Here is a 20,034-nt window from a genome sequence, read left to right on the forward strand (position 1 = left end):
ATTGAAGAAAGGTTTCTATTTTTTATACAAAAACTTCTAAATATTTGATAGTTGCATTTCTCCCAAAGACCCTTAGTGAATCTATCCGATTGAGAACATTTCCTTCAACCAACTTTCCTTTGGAATTGTCCGTATTATGAATCAATATTTTTTTCTCAAAACTTTTGATGTATTTGATCGGAATCTGACAGTATGTAAAAACCAGCTCGTTTTCGTTTACGACAATCGACTCATTTTTACCATCTACAGAGATATACTCAAAAACCTGAGATTGAGTCAACCATTCATATTCACTTAAAAAAGTTGGTAAGAAATGAATCATTCCATTAGAAACCTTAACCCCAAACTCGGCCCACCTATTGAGAATATCCTCTTTGACTTGACCAGTCATTCCGGGTTGTTGAGCACCTCGATGGGCAGGAGTATGGCTATACGGGTCTGTAGGAATAGCGCCATAAACCTCTGGGGATTTATTGATCCCTATACCAGCTCTGATTTCATAATAATGGTCTATCAAAGCGCCTCTGGTAAGTTGGGCAATTTCATCTGTTCCACTCAAAACTTCATTTACTGCCAACAATAATTTGGAGACCATATGCCAATAAATACTTCCCAAGCCTTCAAACGCAAAAAATGTCCCTGATCGGCCGGTAAAGGCTTTGTGGTTGAAAATGTTTTCATACAAATCCAAAACTTGCTGAAAACAAACTTTCTCAAATCCCTGATATTCGGACTTGATTAAATTTAATTTAGCTTTTAAAATTTTTCCATTATTCAAATCGCTGTTGAAATAGACATTGTTCTTTGCATCTATTTCAATCACTCGGAAATCGTTTCTTTTGATCATTTCAGCAATCAAAAGATTAGAAGATATATCTCTGGCCGCAATTTGATTTTTAGCTAGAAAACCTTTCAGTTCTCTATTTGGATACAATAAATAACTGTATTGATCAGACCTATACAATTGGCTATTTTTCATTGAATCAAGTAAATCCAATGACTCTCTTGGGTTTAACATCCCCGAAGTCAATACGGCAACTTGACCTTCTAACATTTCATACAACTGATCAATCCTTAATTCGTCGTCTTGAAAAGAAATCAAATTGTAAGAATGAAAAAGACCATCTTTCCTTTTATTATTATTAATCGATATTTCAAGATATGCTATCGTGTTTCTAAAAATTTCCTGAATCTCTTCAACTTTCCTTGTAACTGTTAATCCTTTAAAGCCATTGTAAGCACAACTTCTATACTTCTCTCCTTCCATTCCCATTTCCATCACAAACTCCCTTCTAGCTTGGTTATCAAAGCTGTTGACTAAGTTTTGGCGATATTTTTCTAGAATAGTTGCACATGCATACAAAAGTTCACTTACTTCCTGATGAAGAACCACCTCCTTGATTTGTTCTTCTTCGATCCATTCTTTCATAAAATTGGTGAACTTATACATGTAATTCAAAGTCACCATAGAAGTTCCATTTCCCACAAGTGCATTATTTGCATCATTCCATTCTGGTCTTTGGGTATTCATCCAAATCCCTGCATCCGGTACAAAATTATAAAGCTTCGTTAGCCACGAAATCATGATTTTCTCTAAAAACCCACTTTTTAGAATTTCATTATTCGAATTCCAAACCAATTTGCCATCAGCGCCAAATTCTGAAAACCTTTTGTTGGCTTGGGCATTTATCTTAGCATCAAAATCTATGGTGTCTTGAGGATTATCGACCATTCCTCCAAAAGACTTGATTCTATATGGAACATTAGCAAATACAAACCAAGGCTCATTTGCTACTTTAGCCATAGTTAGGCATTTATGATTTCTACCAACTTCCAATAGTCTCAATAAGTATATCAACTGATGATCACCCCAATAACCAATATATGACCATGGATCTTCTTCTTCAATTACTTCCCAATCTACTCCTGTTCTAGAAACTCTATATGGATTGTATCCATCAATTGAAGATGCATTGAGGAATTTGAAAATCATACCTTGGATGAAATTTGGAAAGGATACTGCCAAGGCTTCCCAGTTTTGAAAAATATCTCTCCAATTACCCGCATATGCTCTTCGAGGGGAGCCATCTATATTTTGTAATTCAATTGAAAATTTATTCCAAGGTCTACTTGGATCTCCATGCCTTCTACTAAAAGACAGTGGAAGATATTCCGCGCAAATCCTGATCAGATCTGTATCTCCATTAGCATAAGCTGCTTCCTGAAGTTTATCATAATCAATACTCTCTGCGAGATTTTCGAAAAAATTTTGGTTACTACTTACTAAACCAATATTCACCTCATGTACATAATTTATAAAATCTTGCTTTTCGACAGTATAGTTTTCCTCAAAAACACCACCCCTCATTACATTAAACAGGACATTGGAATAATGTCTATTGACTGAAAGCTTATCTCCAGTGAGTTGAAAACCATCAGCTTTTGCTACAATTTGTTTGAGAGCAGAAGTTCCAGAAGCCAAGTCTTCAACTAACTCTGTAAGCACAGCATTCTTATCTTTCTCTAACTTTTCGATTAAATTTCTAATATTCGCTTGAGATTGATTGATATCTAGGAAATTGTACCACGACTTATGCTTATTTGCTACCAATACACTTTGGAAGCCATTAAAATAAGATCCAGAAATTCCCTTTACATCTACCTCATTTTGAATTATTTCACTTTTACAAAAATTCTCAACTTGCCGAGATGATAACAACACAAAATCTGCATTTACTCCCAAACTCACGGCAATCGTAGCCTTCAAAGCCTCACTTGGCTCGGCTCTATCAACAATCAATGAACTTAAAGCAAAAATCCCTAGACCGGTTTCCTTATGCAATTCATTTCTTTTGTAAGCATTTACTAGATTACTTCTCTGTAATTGTAATTGGCTCGACACACCATAAGGAAGAATGTTTTGAATCCCATCCAACACCTCCAATCTGACATCTTTTGTTCCAATATTTACCAAATTGGACTCTTTTACAAAGCCAAACTTAGCAGAGAAACTCCACGAGTAAGAGAAGGATAGCTGCAAATCCTGATTAATTTCTTCAAAAATTACTTTGTTACCCCAACGACTCTTGTAAAGGCTTCTGTCAATCCCAAAAATCCCTTTATATCTATCAGAAAAAGGCATCCAAAGTTGAAAACCTGTTTCATTTTGTATTCTAAAAACAGTCTTGCTACCTGTCTCCTCTTGTGATGTCAAGATCTTATCATCAGTATAGTATGGAAAAAGCACATTTTCTTCATCCTTTCGACCTGCAGAAAGTGCCCCATTGCTACCTATAAACATCCAATGGTCTGAATGGCTAACAATAGACATAAAAAATGGTGGCATTTGATCCACATTTTGAACCTTATAATATTCTTCTCCATTCAATATTACAAATTCACCTTTTACTTCCTTTTTTGGGAATTCGATCTTACAGTTATTTACATTGATCTGTGTATATTGTTTCATTTATCCTTATCTACAATTTTCTATTTCTTCCCAAATACGCGCACGTAGTCAATCACAAACATCTGTGAGGTCATATTGGGATCAATTCCTTGGGATCCTCCCCATCCTCCACCGATTGCCAAGTTGAGGATTATGTTTTGTGGAATATGAAATGGCCATTCTTTATCATTTGCATTTTTATCATACAAATAATAGGTTTCATCATCTACCAACATCTTTATCTCAGTAGGTGACCATTCTACAGAGTAGGTATGCCATTCTCCGGCTATGTTTTCAACTTCCTTTTTATTTGATATTTGATTTCCAATTTTAAAATAATATGCAGGAGTATGTACTGTAGCATGTGCGATCCCATCACCTGTTTCATTGTCAACTTCATACCCCACACTTTCCAAAATATCTATTTCACCACTATAAGGCCAATCTTTTTCATCTACATAGGTATTACCAAGTGTCCAACCAGCAGCCCAATTCCCCTTTTCTTTAGGAACTTTTGCACGAAACTCAATCTTTCCATACAGAAATGCCACTTTTCCTCTTGTAGTCAGTCTTGCTGACGTCCATTGTTTACCAAAATCACCTTTTCTTGCTTCGATTATTAAATTGCCATCTTCAATTCGCGCATTCTCTTCCCTTGCTTCGGTATAATATTGAAGCTCATTATTACCCCAACCCCAATCTCCAAAATCATATGTCCATTTGGTAGAATCGATAACATCTCCATCAAATTCATCTGACCAAACCAAACTCCATTCCTCACCGGAAGTATTTTGTTCCAAAATCTCTTTTGATTCCGAATGATCTTTCATCAAAGTGAAAATAACTTTATCTATAGCAACAATCCCCTTAGATGCATGAAGCTTCATTTTATGCAACCCTTTTCTAAATGGACTCCCCTCCACTCCTACTCTAGCTTGACCTAAAGAGGAAATAAGATTGACTTTGCCAGAAACATCATAAGTCCTCTCATCTTTATTGTCATAATAATCTTCCAACCAAACTTGTGCTGAATCTTTAGAGGTACTCGCAAGAAACTCTACCTTGTATCTTCCTGAGTGAGCAAAATCGACATCCAAACAAACCCATTGGCCTTCATTCATTACCACTGTTGTATCTCCCTCAATCACTTGCTTGCTCAACCCTTCTGAAGATAGATGAAAACCTTCGACCCCAACTTCCAATTTATAATACTCTTGTTCTGCTGATTCTGAAAGAACCTCCTTTTCATTAGGACTAGAGCAGGACATGTAAACCAAACCAAACAAAGCCGTTGATAAATACTTGAAATTCATAATTTTGGACATTTTATACATCATGATTTATTTTATTTATGTTCAATCGCTTTCATACCAGTAGCCACTTATAATCTTGCATAAATCACATTACTATCTCCCGTGGTGAGTTGACTCTGAAATCGACCGATTTTATTTCTTTATAAGTATAGTTTCAAGCTCTTCTAAGGATTTGTTTTTTGTTTCTGGGACAACAAACCAAACAAACACAACCCCAATAGCAGCAAATACACCATAAATCAAAAAAGTCGTACTACTTCCCATTGTATCCAATTGCCAAGGGAAAAATTGCTGTACTAGGTAACTAATAAGTGAATTGATAAATCCTACAAAAGATATTGCAACTCCTTTGATATGAATAGGGAACAATTCTGAAAATAATACCCACATAACTGGCCCAATGGATATCGCAAAGGAAGCTACAAAACCCAAAATGCCGATTAGGATTAGTGTTGGATTCATATTTATAGCGGCGGTAATTGCTTCAGATTCAAATTTAAGAGCATCACTTTCACCCAACGATAATCTCAGGGCATTCTTGAAACTTACATCATCATCAAAAACGACCCCAATCAATTCGCTCAACTTTGATTTGTCCAAATTTTCATTCAGACTTGAAATAGATGTTTCTTTCAATTCATATGTAGCTTGTCCAAAGCCATAAGCCAATAAACTCATGCACAGAGTAATTCCAACCAACCCACCTACAAGCAATGGCTTTCTACCAAGTTTATCAATAAAAAGTATTGCAAAAACAGTAAATACCAAATTAGTCAAGCCTACCAATATCGCTTGGATAAAAGAAGCATCAGTACCTATTCCAGATTGTTCAAATATCATAGGAGCATAGAAAAAAACAGAATTGATTCCTGTGATTTGCTGCAAAATCGCTATCACTACTCCAATCACTAACACTAACCTGTATGCTGGTTTAAAAAACTCTGTGATTTTTATTTTCTCTTTCTCTTTTTCATTGTCAATCTTATGAATAGCATCTTTGATTTGCTTTTGAGCATCCTGTATATCTGTAAATTGCCTCATGATATACAATGCCTGATCTGTCTGTCCTTTCATTACCAACCACCTTGGGCTTTTTGGGACAAAAAACAACCCGATATAATATAATACTGCAGGAAAAAACTCTAGGCCAAGCATCCATCTCCAATTCCACTTTTCAAAACCTAAGGATATAGCCCAAGAAGCATCAGAGTCAGCTAACTTTAAAATCAGGAAATTAGTAAAAAATGCAACAGAAATACCAATTACTATATTGAGTTGATTGAAAGAAACGAGTCTTCCCCTCATCGATGGAGATGCTATTTCTGCTATATACATAGGCGCCAAAATCAATGAAGCACCTACCCCAAAACCTCCAAGCATTCTGGCAATTACAAGCAAAAGGAAATTTGGAGCTACAGCAGAACCCAATGCACTGACTGCAAAAAGTATGGCAGCCCATTGAAGCACTTTCCTTCTCCCAAACCGATCACTCAAAGGGCCTGAAATCATCATAGCCAAAGTCGCAGTGAGGGTAAGTGATGCTACTGACCATCCTAGTTGTAATTTGGTCAGATTAAATTCTGGTTCTATGAACTTGACCACTCCTGAGATAACAGAGGCATCAAATCCCATCAAAAAGCCTCCTAGAGCTACAATCAAGGCTATACGGACAGTATAAAATTGTGTTTTTGTCATTGCTTTTGGGTTTGGTTAATTAAAAAAAATCTAACTATAGATTTTGATACCAAGGAAGCAAAATATATCCTAAGTGACTAAAAAAGGGCTACATCAATAATACATCAATGATCAAAATAATACTATACAAAACTTTCACAATCGACCCTAAATGCTATTTACTTAGATAAATTGTAAAAATTACGTTTTCACAATTATGGAAATTCAATTTCACATTGTATTAACCAACAATTCTAAGTGCATGCATGCAATCAATGAAAGGAAAATAAAATGAGCTAAATAATCTATTCAGATAAAAAAATAATCCATAAGTGTATAATCATAAAATCAAAAAACCTTTCTTCAATCATTTACTATGCTTGAAGAAAGGTTAAGATTAATTAACTTAAATTTCATATCAAAACAGCTCTTCCACTCTCATCTTTTTTAGTAGAAGTAAATATTCCCCCGGCGTATATTGAGAGGAGTAGATAAATCAAAAGAATATCGAAAGCAGTCAGAAAAATCAAACCTATCATACTAAAAATTACTGTCATCAAGGATATCCCGGCCAATAACCCAATGATCCCCGCAACCATAAATATAGACCCCATCTTATTCTGAATTCTAACAAATCCAATAGAAAGCGGAATAATGCCAATTCCCAAACTTAACAACTTGATAAATCCAAACAATTTATAATCAGTTTGAAATTGGCTGGAATAAAAAATATCTGCCCCAATAATCAGGAAATTAATACTTATATAGAAAATTGAGCCAATAAGAATTAAATCTGACCCAAGTTCTTTGCCTAATCTCACAAAACCGAAACAGAAGAAGAATAGAAAGATAAATACAAAGATTTTGAGGGTTGCGTAGTATGAAGGCTGACTTAGACTTGATCCTAGCAAAAGTGCTCCATCCCAATAAAACTCCAAAATAGAAATCAAAAAATAGATAATACCCGAAATCCCTGCTAAAAGAAAAAACTTTTTGGATGAGGGAGAAAAGCTTATTTCTTCTTGTTTGGGTAAATACTCCAAAGCATCTTTATTCTGATTAACTTCCAAGACCTCCAAAATTGCCTTGATGGTAAATGGTCTTGGTGTCACCTCTCCTGCTTCTATCCTCTGTATAGTACGTACATTGATGTTACATTTTTCTACAAGTTCTTCTTGTGTCAATCCTTTGGCCTTCCTCCACTCTTGGATTTTCTGACCGAGTTCTGGTTGTTTCATTGTGATGATCGTTTGTTTAACCATTGCAATTTGGATTGATTTCTACAAATATAACCTGAAAGTAGGGAGGATTTTACCCGACATTTGGACGGCATTGGGTTCTGAGAGCCAAAATACGAAAACTGATCGATAAACTCGAGGTTTGAATTTATGATAAATACTAAAGTACTGAGTTAAGTAGGACATTTTAAAAGCAGCTTATATCCTTCTGAAAAAGAAAGTCAGCAAAATCAAAGTCCTGAAAATATGAACATTATTTTAGTACTAAGCGAGGAGCTAAAACAACCAATGATCGGAATCTAAATTATTTAAATCTATTTGAGTATTAAAATTTTCACAAAATTTTTGGATAATTACCATTTGTATATATTTTCAACCATCAATAAATTTTTAACTAACTTTTAATATCATGAAAAACTTTACAAAACTTTACAAAACTTTACAAATAAAGTTTTTATTAGCAATTTTAATGTTTTCATGTCAGGAAGTTTCTGAAAATCCTGATTTGATCAAAGACTCGGAAGATTTGAGTACGAAAATTCTTCCACCGGACCTAGACCCTACGGGTAGGATATCATTCGCAAACCTGAACAGTTTTTCTGATTTTGTAGAAAAGAACATCGAAAAACCTGTAGAAGAACTTAATTTGTTTAAAGGTAGATTTGTTTCCCTACGACAAAAAAATGAAGAGTTAGCAAGGACGAATCCCGAATTACTCAAAGTTTTGGATGAAGATATCGAGGAAGACCCCATTATTACTGACGAATTCACTGCTTCTATTGTAAACGAAAAAAGAGAGGTCATGATTGATGGCAAAGTCGTAAGATATACAGAATATGGCACTTTGGTTTATCATGATTACTTTACAGAAAGAGTCGAACAGATTCTAGAAATATTGACTCACGAGGAAATAGAAAGCATTTATTCAACACATGATTTTGAAGAAGATTCTTTTTATGAAATCGAGCCTGGTATCTTTCTTTTTGGCACAGTTGAAGAAGATGAAGTTGATATGGAAATGAAGTATGTTGATTATTCAAATGCAGCAATGATTCCTTGGGGGCCATAACCTTTTAATTTTCCATTTTGTAATTGAACAAACAATAAGAGAGTTGATAATTATAACTTACCACATTGGACTGGTGGAATAAGAGAAACTGGTTATAGGTATTTTGAAAGCAATAGAAGAATGAAAGCCAAAGCTTGGTCAACAAATTACGCTACTCATTCAACAAGCGGCTTTTTCACTAAAAACCAAAGAAGAAGATTGGGTGTATGGTGGGCGTCTGATGCCGATATTGTTTCAATATCTGTAAGAGGAAGCTTTTACTACCCGCAACCTATTAACATCAAAATATATATGCCTTTCAAACTCGACCCGGCTGATCCATTTCAACCAAATGGATATTGGAATAGATCATTTACAAATGAAGCTAAAATTGGATTTGGATTAATTACTGCACAAATTGGTATAACAAATAACCTTCAGTCACTAATTTCTTCAGCTGGTTTTTGCGACCCCTCAAAAGACTTCAATGCCAATGTAAATTATTATACTGGAGGCAAAGGTTTCTACTGTAAACCAAAATGGAAACCATCAAGTGCAGTCAAAATAAAAGAAAGCGAATCCTGTCATTATGTAAAAAGAGGGAATTACCAAGGTGAAATTCAAATAAAAATCAAAGTCAATGATTAAAAAAACAATCCTATTAGCTTTCACCTCAATTTTAAGTTTAAGCTGTTGTTTTGCCCAAGGGAGGTTGTCTGTGGGTTTTGATTTAGCTTCAAGAAAAGAAATAAGAAGTTATCATGACCCACAAGGCTACCTTCACAGGCAATACACGCCTTTGTTTGCTATTGGTGGAAGTCTCAGTTATATGATAAATGACAAGTGGGAAGTAGAATCAGGAATTTATGAAACTAGCTTTCACCAGACGGTAAGTGCTTACTATAAAGAACCGGGCTATATCCCTTTAAGCGGTACAGGATGGCAAGTAAATGGATTAAAAACTTTGCAGATACCTCAGAGGGGAGTTTATGATCTTGGTTTGAACTGGAAAAGGTTTTCATTTTCAGCAATTGGGGGCTTAAACTTATACCATTTAAACGGTAGCTTAAAAACGAGAGGAGAAGCAGGCTTGAGTGCCATACTTGTTTATCCAACCCCTCCAACTAATTTGATGATCTACTACGAAAGTTATCCGATAAGAAAATCTAGTATTGCTTTTGAACTTGGAGGACAAGTAAAATATCAAATTTCAAATAGATTGAATTTTATTTATCGTTTTACTGCGCTTGCTGGCACTCGTGACATGATCAAAATGGAGGGTTATTATGAAATAGACAACCCTCCTACCCTATATCCATTTGAAGTGACGTCCAAAGGAACTGCCCTACATCACACATTCAGCCTTAGGTATAGAATGGGAAAAAAGAAAGAAAAACAAAACTGGTGGGAATATGAAGACTAAAACAATATTATTTTTGATTGCCTTGAGCTGTAGTTTTATTGCTTCAGCAAAAGATGGTGATACTGAAAAGACAATTTCAGTATCAAAATATAAGACTAATCCAATGCATGGAAATGGTCTGAACTATGTAAGTTTTGGATTGGAAATTGGCCCTACACTCAATCGATCCAATCAAACCTATCCATTACACTTTGCTTTACCGGTTAAGGTATATCTGGGCAGACAGAAAAATGGGCGTTTTCTTGTAAGAACAGGATTTCATTACTTCCCTAGTATCAAAGAAAGCATGTGGGTGGATGTAAAAAGATCCTATATCACAATTGTCCCATTGGCGATTGGCTATCGCAAAAATTTCAATGGCTGGTATGCTGAAGGTTCAGTAGGCGCAGCATTGAATACAGGAACAACCGTATTCAATGATTCATCCATAGAAAACTGGAGCGTTACTTATCGTGAAATCAATTATGGTATTGAGGTAGGAAAACAGATCGGAGATTTTGATATCGGGCTGGCAGTTTACAACACTGGCCCTATTCCATACCATATACTATATGCGGGAATCAAGGGTAGTTATAGAATCAAGTGGTAATTAATCTAATTTATATTAATCCCAATAATCAATCCCAGCCATGGTTTTCTTTGATAGATCCATAGATTAGAATTCTTATCTAGGAGCCTATCCCAACCTAGTGCGAATCCCAAATTCAAGTAATCTATCCCTATGCTAAAGGCAAGCCCATTTGACCAAACCAATCCATCATATTCTTCGGTAATTTGATCATTTGTAAACCAAGGGGTTATTGGGGACGAACCAAACCCAGAAAATGCTCCAAACGATAAGCCATAATGCCTTGTCTTTCTTTCCTGCTGTCCAAATTTGTTTCTCCTATATTTCAAACTATAGAAATCTGTCCTGTAGCCCGCATAAACTGATGCGTTCAAATTCGTACTCAACTGTTGTGGCTGATTCGCTACAGGAAACCTATATTTGAATGGAATGGTAATTAGATCTATGTCAAATCCGTTTGTAGTAAAATAACTATCAGGACAATCCACTTCGGCTAAATGCTGTGGATAAATCAACGCATCATTCTCCAATGTGTCAATTTGGTAAAACTCCCCTTTTTTTACAATTGGAAAGATATAAATAGAGTCATATTCATTATCTAAATAAATCTTTTCTTTTTGGCCAAAAACCTTTGAAGTATAAAGTCCATCTTCTATTTCGAACTTCACTGTTTCCTTAGAAGCAATACATGAATTAAGAATCACAGACAAAAAAATAAAACCATAAATTCTAGACATGTTATCTTTTTTTTACCCTAAGATAAAAAACCCTATCCGTTTTTGAACAATTTTCCCCTGTTTTCCCAAAAGCTTTTGACCAAAGCATTGTTTATTTCTATATTCAGGCTGATTAATAAAATATTTAGATGAAGAGAACTTATTTTACCATGTCATTGGCTTTGCTTTTGTCATCGACAAGCATTTTCGCCCAAAGCGACAAAAAAGCCATAGAAGCAAATTTTAACGAAAGAGAGGCTATTTCGCATTTCAGATACTTGGCATCTGATGAATTGATGGGGCGGGATCCCATTCGGCCAGAAATCGACGCTGCTGCTCGTTATATTGCTGAGCAATTTTGGAAATATGAAGCCAAGGAAATAGACGGAGCAAATGGCTATTATCAACACATTCCTTTCAGACTATCTGGCCCTCCTACAAAGGGAATTGCAATGATTGGAGATAGCACATTTACCCAAGGCGACAACCTTCTGGTACTTGATGGGCCTGCCATTGATGGTGAATATGAATTGATTGTAATGGGCTATGGTCTTGAGGCCGATTATGAAGGGAAAGATGTAAAAGGAAAGATTGTAGTAACCAATGTGGGGGCTCCGGATAGATTAACTCCGAGCGACCTTTTTGCAGTTGGGAGAGAAAAAGTAGCTCTTGCCCAATCAAAAGGAGCAATTGCAGTACTTGAAATGTATAATATTCCTTCGCCTTGGAATTTTGCAGCAAGAACTCTCAACCGAACTCAATTGACAATAGACAATACAGGCGGGAAGGCAAGTATTCCTTACATCTGGATTAGCGATACAAAAAACCAATCAATCAATGCAATAGGTAATGGTACCATAAAAACTGCAAAATTAGAAGTAGCAGGCAAAATCAATCGGGATATTATCGGAAAAAATGTCGTAGCAGTAATAGAAGGTACTGATCCTACGCTAAAGAATGAATATGTGATGCTTTCTGCCCATTATGATCACATCGGTGTAGGAAGACCAGATGCTAATGGTGATTCTATTTATAATGGCGCCAGAGACAATGCTGTAGGAACGGTGGCTGTCATTAATGCTGCAAAATACTTTGCTGAAAACCCTCCAAAGAGATCCATTCTTTTGTGTGCATGGACTGCAGAAGAAAAAGGACTTTTGGGAAGTAGATACTTCGCAGACAATCCGTTGATTCCTTTGAATAAAATCATCTACAATTTCAATATCGACAATGGTGGTTATAATGACACTTCTATCATTACAGTAATTGGTCTTGGAAGAACTTCTGCCGATCCTTTGATCTCCAAAGCAGTAAGTGAATTTGGTCTGGAAGCCATAGCTGATCCAGCTCCAGAACAAGGATTATATGATAGGTCTGACAATGTAAACTTTGCGAGAAAAGGAATCCCTTCCCCTACTTTTAGTTTGGGTTTTACTGCATTTGACGAAGAGATCGGGAAATATTACCACCAACCTGGTGATCAAGTTGATAATTTTGACTTGGATTATGCGGTTAAATATTGGAAATCTTATATTCTTTCTGCTATCTATATTGCAAACACTACTGAGAAACCTGTATGGACATCTGGAGATAAGTATGAGGAAGTGGGCAAGGAGCTTTATGGGAATTAGGGAGCAAAATTGGAAAATTGTAATATTAGAAAATTTAAGAAATCTATTTGCATATACACCAATACACAGTTTATTCAAGTGAAATTCTGTTAGAGATCGGTAGGGATTATACACCTACCGATTTCTTTTTGAAGTTTGCAAATAAGATAATGACGGCAGCAGTGACAAACATCAAAAGGCTATAAACTGCTATTGGGATTATCATAAAATCCTAATTTTCTACTACAAAACCAAGATTTAGAAAAATGAGTACAGAAGCATTTGACCAAAGAGTGATTGAATTCAAAATGTATATAGATCAGAAAGCTGCGGGATACAGAAAAAGGCAAATTCAACAATATGAAATTGAGATTTTGAAAAGGCTTCCAGAAAAAATTGGAAAAGCTATTCCAGCATCAAATGGAGAATATTGGATGAGTCAGTTTGAAGATATTGCTAAAAAACTACCTGGGCCAACAGAAAATGGCACTCCTTATGTCAAAGCCAAAAACAATCTTTTAAGAGAGTTGAATAAAAAATATAAGCTCCAAAGGAAAGGTCAATGGACAACCATCATGATGCCCGTTTTTATGAGTGCAATTGGAACTCCGATTGGAATGAGTACAGAAAACTTGGGATTATGGCTACCGATGGGAATGGCAATTGGGGCAGCTATAGGAATTTTTATTGATAAAAGAGCGGAAAAAAAGGGATTTGTACTGTAAAAGGAATAAGTTAATAGTTATTGAATAAAACTTCATTTTAAATAAATTTCACTTTTTTTTGAAATCTAGTCTGACGATTTTTAAAAAAGATTACCTAATTCCCTGATCAGGATATTTAGCAGTAACTGTTCTTCCAAATACTTTCAATTCTTCAATCTGATCATCCATGTTACCATCTGGTATAATGATGGGACCTATACCTGCTTCTTTCTTCTTGTAGTCCAAGTAACCTACAACTACAGGCACTTCAGCACCAAGTGCAATATGATAAAACCCAGATTTCCATCGAGGTGCATAGCTTCTTGTACCTTCTGGTGTCACCATGATCACTAACTCATCCTCAGTTTTCAGCATATTGATCATTGCTTCTGTATAGGTCTGCTTTCTTCCACTAGGGATTCGCTTTCTATCAATTGCAATTCCTCCTAGAGCTTTGATAAACCATCCTAAAGGACCAACCATTACTTCCTTTTTGATTGTAAACTTTACAGGTACGTCCATTAAATAAAAAGCCGCCCTTGCATAAAGCAAATCCCAATTACTAGTATGGGGTATTGCAATCAAAACCGCCTTCTTTAGATCTTTAGGCCAAACGGAAACAAATTTCCAACCTGTTATCCAAAAAACAATTTTTGATAAAAATTTCATCATCTCACTTACAGTTTTACAGTAGATTGTCCCAAATCTTTCAATTCTTGGTGCGAATTTATGAATTCTGTCGCATACTGGTACCCAGCATCAAAAATTTCTCTCGCTTTTTTGATATCAAAAACTCCATACTTAGCCAATCCTTTTGGTTCAATAAAATAATCACACTTCGCCTTTCTGCTATAAACATTGTAATTCATAGCCATAATTATTGTCCTTTCGATCAAGTTTTTGATGTTCTTGATATTATGCTCCACAGGTAAATGATTACAGTTTACCCCAATTACAACATCACAGACACCTTCATGTGGTTCCACAGGAAGATTATTCAATACTCCCCCATCCACATAAAAATTACCTTCAATTTCGATTGGATCAAACATTCCTGGAATGCATGATGATGCCATGATTGGCTCAATTAAATTACCCTCTGAAAAATACACCACTTTTCCTCGCTTAATATCAGTTGCAGCCACGATCAAGGGGATTTTTAGAGATGAAAAATTATTTACAGGCAAATACATTTCATAAAGTTGCAAAACACTTCCCATCTTAAGAATTCCAGTCCAGCTAATAGCTGGACGCATAAACTTAAAATAGTTGGTTTTTACGATTATGTCCATTATTTCTTCCGGATCATACCCGCTACAATACATAGAACCTACAATTGCTCCTGCGCTACTTCCACTGACTTGCGTTGGGTAGATTCCATTTTCATTGAGAGCTTTGAGAACACCTAAATGAGCAATTCCCCTTACACCGCCTCCGGAAAACGCAATACCTATTTTTTTTTCAGATTTCATTGAGTGAAAATGTTTGATCTAAGCGAACACCCTTGTCCGTCATTTTAACGGTACAACATTCATTTATTGGATCATGTTCCAAGAAGATAATGTATTCGTTAGCAGCGGCCTCTTCTAAGAACTTTTTCTTTTCATCTAAGGTCAATAATGGTCTTGTATCATATCCCATGACATAAGGAAGTGGAATATGGCCTACTGAAGGGAGAAGATCGGCTGCAAATACAATGGTCTTGCCTTTGTAACTGATTTTGGGAATCATTTGCTTATCTGTATGGCCATCAGCAGTAAAATACTCAAACCCTTCAAAAAGCTCTTTTTTTGACAAATCCATAAATTCCAATTGACCACTTTCCTGCATTGGATGAATATTTTCTTTCAGAAAAGAAGCCTTTTCCCTAGAATTTGGCTCAGTTGCCCACTTCCAATGATCAGCATTTGTCCAATATTTCGCATTGGGAAATACTGTTTGCAGCTTTTCTTTATTTCCATCAACATAGGCTACCCCTCCTCCACAATGATCAAAATGAAGATGAGTCAAAAAGTTATCCGTAACATCTTTGAAATCCACCCCAACCATATGCAAAGAAGATTGAAGTGAATCATTGCCATGGAGGTAATAGTGTGAGAAAAATTTGGCATCCTGCTTTTCACCAATACCATTGTCAATCAAAACCAACCTTCCCTGATCTTCTACCAATAAACATCTCATTGCCCATGTACAGAGATTATTTTCATCAGAAGGGTTTGTTCTTGACCAAAGCGACTTTGGTACTACTCCAAACATGGCACCACCATCCAATTTGAAAAAGCCTGTATTGATAACCTGAAGATTCATAAAGCAATGATTTAATTATATGATATTTATCAAAGAAAAATTCCCGCAAAATGAAAGCTCAAAGTCAATAATCTAACTTGATCCAAACATTTTACGGGAATAAATATTTTTTTATTCTACTACCACACCCATTGCACAGAATTTATCGATTCTTTGATCAATTCTCTTTTCGGGTTTGATTTTATCCAATTCTTTCAAAGCATCCAAAATAGTAGCTTTTATAGTTTGGGACATCTTCTTCATGTCTTTATGAGCACCTCCCAAAGGTTCTTCGATAATTCCATCTATCAAACCATTGGATTTCATATCATTAGCAGTAAGCTTTAATGCTTCTGCCGCTTGCTCTTTGTAATCCCAACTTCTCCATAGAATGGAAGAGCAAGATTCTGGAGAAATAACTGAATACCAAGTATTTTCCAACATCATAACTTTATCGCCAATGGCAATTCCCAAAGCACCTCCAGATGCACCTTCACCGATAATGATACATATCACAGGCACTTTCAGCATGAACATCTCTTTGAGATTTCTGGCGATAGCTTCACCTTGTCCTCTTTCTTCCGCTTCTATCCCTGGAAATGCACCAGGTGTATCAATCAAAGTGACGATTGGCTTTCCGAATTTTTCTGCCATTTTCATTAAGCGGAGTGCCTTTCTATATCCCTCGGGGTTAGCCATTCCAAAGTTTCTTTCTTGGCGCTGTTTGGTATTTCTACCTTTTTGCTGACCAATGAACATCACAGATCTTCCGTCCAAATCTCCTAGACCACCAATCATGGCTTTATCATCTTTTACAGAGCGATCACCATGCAATTCGATAAAATCGTTGGTCATCTCGTAAATATAATCCAAAGCATAAGGACGATCTGCATGTCTAGATAGCTGTACTCTTTGCCATCTAGTCAAATTTTGAAATGTTTCTTTTTTCAAAGCTTGTATCTTTTCTTCCAAAGACTGAATATCTGAGGATAAATCTATATTTCTACCCTTAGCCAAGTCTTTCATTTCTTGCAACTTAAGCTCCAAATCAACAATTGGCTTTTCGAATTCTAATACCATAGTAAGCGTTTTTAACAAAGACAAAGATAAAAATAATCTGACTAATAGAAACTTTTTTATATTATAGGTATTTTAAGATCCAAACTTTATCCTTTTATTTAGAAAATAGACCTACTTTGACAACAGATAAGTAATCTTTCTCAAATTAATGAAAACAGAAAATTGCAATGTTATTCGTTGAGTTGGAATTTATCTAGGAGATGAATAATTGAATTCCTTTACTTTCATTAATTTTGATGATTATAAAGTACTTTTATATTTTGATTATATTTTAAGACTAAATGACAATACTTTACATATCGATACACTAAAGTTGATTTTAATTGAGCTTTATGAAAAAAAACACACTAGTTATCGCATTAATAGCCATAGTTGGTCTGATTATTTACATTCAAACAATCAATTATGATTATTCTGCTGATGATGGGATTTATACCTATCATAATAACGTAACACAAAAAGGACTTACTGAGTGGACTGAGTTATTCAAGTATGGCTCTATGAATTTTTTAAGTATCGGTGCAGTAAATACAGGAACTTATCGACCAATTTCATTATTGACTTTCGCGTTGGAAAATGAGTTAGCTGGCGGTTTTAACCCTTTTACAGGTCATTTAATTAATATAATTCTTTATGGTTTAGTAATATTTATAGTAGGCATGATTCTCTTAGAGTTAAAGAAAATTCGGGATATCCCAATAATCATTATCATCATTTCACTTCTACTATATACTGTTCACCCATTACACATAGAAGTTGTGGCCTCTGTAAAAAGTAGAGACACTTTGTTATGTGCATTTTTTGGTTTTCTCTCTATTTTCTTATGGATAAAATGGTATGATTATCAAACGGTTTTAAAACACTTTATCGTAGCAGTGATATTTCTTCTTGCTTTGCTTTCGAAAGAAGAAGCATTGCCTCTTGTTGCAGTATCGGGACTTATAGCTTACTTCTTCAAAAAAGACAACATATACGTTTCATTTAAGGCTATAATTCCATTTATATTTCCCTCTATTATATATCTCTTAATCAGGAGTATCATTTTAGATTCGGGAAATATGTCAAATGGAATTGTCTATAACACCAAACTAAATTCAATCCTTTACGGGACTACTATTTCAGAACATATTGCGAGTAATTTTTATATCTATATTCAATATTTCAAAATATTGATCTTTCCTCATCCTTTAAGCTGGGATTATTCCTTCGCACATTTTGAAGTACAATCCTTCCAAGAGCCAATTGTATGGATTAGCATCTTGATAATTGGGTTCTTAATTTGGCTAGCTTGGAGAGGTCTGGAAAATAAAAGTATAGTAAGCTTTTGGATTATCTTTTATTTCCTAACCTTTTCAATATTTGCAAATCTCACCAAATCATTAATAATTGGGTCTAATTTTGGTGAAAGATTTTTATTTATCCCCTCCTTATCCTTTTGTTTTTTAGTAGTCTATGGAACTTACATGTTTTTTGAAAAAATACCTAGAAAAAGAACTAACCTTTATATTGTAGCATTATTTACACCTATTCTCTTTGCCTTTTCTTGGAAAACGATTGACCATTCTCGTGTGTGGAAGTCCAATCTCAGCTTAACAGAATCGGGTATAAAATCGTCTCCAAAAAGTTGGCGGACTAATGCATATTACGGCGATCATTTGCGCATAACCGCAAAGGAAATCTACAAGGTTTCAATAGATTCTTCAATGCCTTATTTCGAAAAATCAAAAGAAGCCTTAAACAAATCACTTGGGATTTTAGGTACTGAATTATTTACTTCAACCTATTTGATAGCACTATCCGAGACATTGCTATACTTAGGCGATACTCTAGAGGCTGAGTCAAGTCTAGACTTAGTTTTAGAAAAAAAACCAAATTCAGCATATGCACTTTTTAAATTAGGGGTGATTAATTATTCAAGAGGAAATTTTGATGCAGCTGAAAAACACTATCTAAAAGCTCTAACCTCTGACAGCCCTGATTCCTTAAATATTTTCAATAATTTGGGCTTAATTTATTTAAAACAAAACAAGTTAAATGATGCCATTCAAATGTTTGAGGAGTATAAAAATATGGATCAAACTGAAAAAGTAGATGAAATTTTAGTTAGTCTTTATGCAAAAACAGGAAATATTGATAAGATCAAAGACTTTAGTCAGCATTCAAAAACAGAAGAGTTGCTTTTCAATGAAAATTTACGAAAGGCAATAGATGTATTTACAAATAAAAATTTCAAAGAAGCGGCTGAATTATTTAGAGCACTTAATTCAGACTTTGAAAAATTTAATGGCTACGAAAAATTTTCTACTTTCTATTTAGCTTATGGTTCAGCATTATTGCAAAGTAATGACACTACTTCTGCAAAAAAAATATTATTAACTGGTTTGGAGAAAAACCCAAATAACCCCGATATCTTGACAAATCTTGGAACTATAGCATTCTTGCATGAGAAGAACTATCCGACAGCTGAACGGTATTTTTCAGGAGTAATCAATAATAATCCTTCAAATCCATTTCAATCTTGGGCAAATCTAGGTTCTGTATTGTTGATTCAAGGAAAAGAAAAAGAAGCTCTTGTTGCATTTGAGAACTCTTTAAAATACAATTCAAATAAGTCTATTTTGAATAATCTATATCTTATAAGCAAATCCCTTGGAGATAAAGACAAAATGGAGCACTATTATCAGCAAATTAGTAAATAGAAACATATATGCCTTGGCTGTATAATCTCTAAGCTAAAACGGCAGTAAAATGATGCATGTATCAAAATTGTACAATCGTAGCAATTGTTTGGAAAACCAATTCAAAGTATCAATAATTATAAACCTGTGTATAGTAAATACTATTAAGTTAAAAAAAATGAATCTGATGATTTTAACTGATCTTAAGAATTAAAAATTTAATGGCATAAACTCCTCCAAAAAAGTCC

The 20,034-nt window shown here is 35.0% G+C and carries 16 protein-coding genes; 7 read left to right on the plus strand and 9 right to left on the minus strand.

Features of this window, described 5'->3' with window-relative positions; translation table 11 throughout:
- Positions 1–22: 22 nt before the first annotated feature.
- The 4 genes from MM213_RS12175 to MM213_RS12190 form a co-directional block, all read right to left on the minus strand.
- Positions 23–3,469 carry a 1,3-beta-D-glucan phosphorylase, GH149 family gene (locus tag MM213_RS12175; protein ID WP_241412638.1) on the minus strand — a complete coding sequence of 1,149 codons (3,447 nt, stop codon included), beginning with the start codon at positions 3,467–3,469 and terminating at the stop codon, positions 23–25.
- 20 nt (positions 3,470–3,489) lie between these two features.
- Entirely contained in the window at positions 3,490–4,761 is a 1,272-nt protein-coding gene (locus tag MM213_RS12180; RefSeq protein ID WP_241412640.1) for a glycoside hydrolase family 16 protein, read from the minus strand.
- A 132-nt stretch (positions 4,762–4,893) separates the two neighbouring features.
- Positions 4,894–6,456 carry a sugar porter family MFS transporter gene (locus MM213_RS12185; protein ID WP_241412642.1) on the minus strand — a complete coding sequence of 521 codons (1,563 nt, stop codon included), beginning with the start codon at positions 6,454–6,456 and terminating at the stop codon, positions 4,894–4,896.
- A 392-nt stretch (positions 6,457–6,848) separates the two neighbouring features.
- Positions 6,849–7,673, minus strand: coding sequence for a helix-turn-helix domain-containing protein (locus tag MM213_RS12190; RefSeq protein ID WP_241412644.1), 825 nt, complete (start codon positions 7,671–7,673; stop codon positions 6,849–6,851).
- 409 nt (positions 7,674–8,082) lie between these two features.
- On the opposite strand from MM213_RS12190, the gene MM213_RS12195 reads away from it, so the two are divergent.
- The 4 genes from MM213_RS12195 (at position 8,083) to MM213_RS12210 (ending at position 10,733) form a co-directional block, all read left to right on the plus strand.
- Positions 8,083–8,742 carry a hypothetical protein gene (locus MM213_RS12195; protein WP_241412646.1) on the plus strand — a complete coding sequence of 220 codons (660 nt, stop codon included), beginning with the start codon at positions 8,083–8,085 and terminating at the stop codon, positions 8,740–8,742.
- Between the two features lie 120 nt (positions 8,743–8,862).
- A complete protein-coding gene (locus MM213_RS12200) occupies positions 8,863–9,369 on the plus strand; it encodes a hypothetical protein (protein ID WP_241412648.1) in 507 nt (168 codons plus the stop codon).
- Positions 9,362–10,144 carry a hypothetical protein gene (locus MM213_RS12205; protein WP_241412649.1) on the plus strand — a complete coding sequence of 261 codons (783 nt, stop codon included), beginning with the start codon at positions 9,362–9,364 and terminating at the stop codon, positions 10,142–10,144. Before MM213_RS12200 ends, MM213_RS12205 begins: the two co-directional genes overlap by 8 nt.
- Positions 10,134–10,733 carry a hypothetical protein gene (locus tag MM213_RS12210; protein ID WP_241412650.1) on the plus strand — a complete coding sequence of 200 codons (600 nt, stop codon included), beginning with the start codon at positions 10,134–10,136 and terminating at the stop codon, positions 10,731–10,733. The genes MM213_RS12205 and MM213_RS12210 overlap by 11 nt, the downstream gene beginning before the upstream one ends.
- 5 nt (positions 10,734–10,738) lie before the next feature.
- Here MM213_RS12210 and MM213_RS12215 read toward each other — a convergent pair whose 3' ends face one another.
- Positions 10,739–11,449, minus strand: a complete 711-nt coding sequence (locus MM213_RS12215; protein WP_241412651.1) for a hypothetical protein — start codon at positions 11,447–11,449, stop codon at positions 10,739–10,741.
- A 128-nt stretch (positions 11,450–11,577) separates the two neighbouring features.
- Between MM213_RS12215 and MM213_RS12220 the strand changes: the two genes are divergently transcribed.
- Both MM213_RS12220 and MM213_RS12225 read left to right on the plus strand, forming a co-directional pair.
- Positions 11,578–13,059, plus strand: coding sequence for a M28 family peptidase (locus MM213_RS12220; protein WP_241412652.1), 1,482 nt, complete (start codon positions 11,578–11,580; stop codon positions 13,057–13,059).
- A gap of 245 nt (positions 13,060–13,304) precedes the next feature.
- On the plus strand, positions 13,305–13,763 hold the full coding sequence (locus tag MM213_RS12225) for a hypothetical protein (RefSeq protein ID WP_241412653.1): 459 nt from the start codon (positions 13,305–13,307) through the stop codon (positions 13,761–13,763).
- A 90-nt stretch (positions 13,764–13,853) separates the two neighbouring features.
- Here the strand turns inward: MM213_RS12225 and MM213_RS12230 are convergent, their stop codons facing one another.
- The 4 genes from MM213_RS12230 to MM213_RS12245 form a co-directional block, all read right to left on the minus strand.
- Positions 13,854–14,414, minus strand: coding sequence for a 1-acyl-sn-glycerol-3-phosphate acyltransferase (locus tag MM213_RS12230; protein ID WP_241412654.1), 561 nt, complete (start codon positions 14,412–14,414; stop codon positions 13,854–13,856).
- Between the two features lie 5 nt (positions 14,415–14,419).
- Positions 14,420–15,214, minus strand: a complete 795-nt coding sequence (locus tag MM213_RS12235) for a patatin-like phospholipase family protein (protein WP_241412656.1) — start codon at positions 15,212–15,214, stop codon at positions 14,420–14,422.
- Positions 15,204–16,049: an MBL fold metallo-hydrolase gene (locus MM213_RS12240; RefSeq protein ID WP_241412658.1), complete on the minus strand. Its 846-nt coding sequence runs from the start codon at positions 16,047–16,049 to the stop codon at positions 15,204–15,206. Before MM213_RS12240 ends, MM213_RS12235 begins: the two co-directional genes overlap by 11 nt.
- Before the next feature lie 111 nt (positions 16,050–16,160).
- Complete coding sequence (locus tag MM213_RS12245; RefSeq protein WP_241272930.1) at positions 16,161–17,108, minus strand: acetyl-CoA carboxylase carboxyltransferase subunit alpha; 948 nt, start codon at positions 17,106–17,108, stop codon at positions 16,161–16,163.
- Between the two features lie 332 nt (positions 17,109–17,440).
- On the opposite strand from MM213_RS12245, the gene MM213_RS12250 reads away from it, so the two are divergent.
- The gene (locus MM213_RS12250) at positions 17,441–19,807 is read left to right on the plus strand and encodes a tetratricopeptide repeat protein (protein ID WP_241412660.1); all 2,367 of its coding nucleotides are present in this window, start codon (positions 17,441–17,443) and stop codon (positions 19,805–19,807) included.
- Positions 19,808–20,034 lie beyond the last annotated feature (227 nt).

The organism is Belliella alkalica, from assembly GCF_022549785.1.
Lineage (GTDB): Bacteria > Bacteroidota > Bacteroidia > Cytophagales > Cyclobacteriaceae > Belliella > Belliella alkalica.

Excerpts from the sequence above, each read along its gene's own strand:
- MM213_RS12175 (WP_241412638.1), bottom strand. The coding sequence starts at position 3,469 with ATGAAACAATATACACAGATCAATGTAAATAACTGTAAGATCGAATTC.
- MM213_RS12180 (WP_241412640.1), bottom strand. The coding sequence starts at position 4,761 with ATGAATTTCAAGTATTTATCAACGGCTTTGTTTGGTTTGGTTTACATG.
- MM213_RS12185 (WP_241412642.1), bottom strand. The coding sequence starts at position 6,456 with ATGACAAAAACACAATTTTATACTGTCCGTATAGCCTTGATTGTAGCT.
- MM213_RS12190 (WP_241412644.1), bottom strand. The coding sequence starts at position 7,673 with ATGAAACAACCAGAACTCGGTCAGAAAATCCAAGAGTGGAGGAAGGCC.
- MM213_RS12195 (WP_241412646.1), top strand. The coding sequence starts at position 8,083 with ATGAAAAACTTTACAAAACTTTACAAAACTTTACAAATAAAGTTTTTA.
- MM213_RS12200 (WP_241412648.1), top strand. The coding sequence starts at position 8,863 with ATGAAAGCCAAAGCTTGGTCAACAAATTACGCTACTCATTCAACAAGC.
- MM213_RS12205 (WP_241412649.1), top strand. The coding sequence starts at position 9,362 with ATGATTAAAAAAACAATCCTATTAGCTTTCACCTCAATTTTAAGTTTA.
- MM213_RS12210 (WP_241412650.1), top strand. The coding sequence starts at position 10,134 with ATGAAGACTAAAACAATATTATTTTTGATTGCCTTGAGCTGTAGTTTT.
- MM213_RS12215 (WP_241412651.1), bottom strand. The coding sequence starts at position 11,449 with ATGTCTAGAATTTATGGTTTTATTTTTTTGTCTGTGATTCTTAATTCA.
- MM213_RS12220 (WP_241412652.1), top strand. The coding sequence starts at position 11,578 with ATGAAGAGAACTTATTTTACCATGTCATTGGCTTTGCTTTTGTCATCG.
- MM213_RS12225 (WP_241412653.1), top strand. The coding sequence starts at position 13,305 with ATGAGTACAGAAGCATTTGACCAAAGAGTGATTGAATTCAAAATGTAT.
- MM213_RS12230 (WP_241412654.1), bottom strand. The coding sequence starts at position 14,414 with ATGATGAAATTTTTATCAAAAATTGTTTTTTGGATAACAGGTTGGAAA.
- MM213_RS12235 (WP_241412656.1), bottom strand. The coding sequence starts at position 15,214 with ATGAAATCTGAAAAAAAAATAGGTATTGCGTTTTCCGGAGGCGGTGTA.
- MM213_RS12240 (WP_241412658.1), bottom strand. The coding sequence starts at position 16,049 with ATGAATCTTCAGGTTATCAATACAGGCTTTTTCAAATTGGATGGTGGT.
- MM213_RS12245 (WP_241272930.1), bottom strand. The coding sequence starts at position 17,108 with ATGGTATTAGAATTCGAAAAGCCAATTGTTGATTTGGAGCTTAAGTTG.
- MM213_RS12250 (WP_241412660.1), top strand. The coding sequence starts at position 17,441 with ATGAAAAAAAACACACTAGTTATCGCATTAATAGCCATAGTTGGTCTG.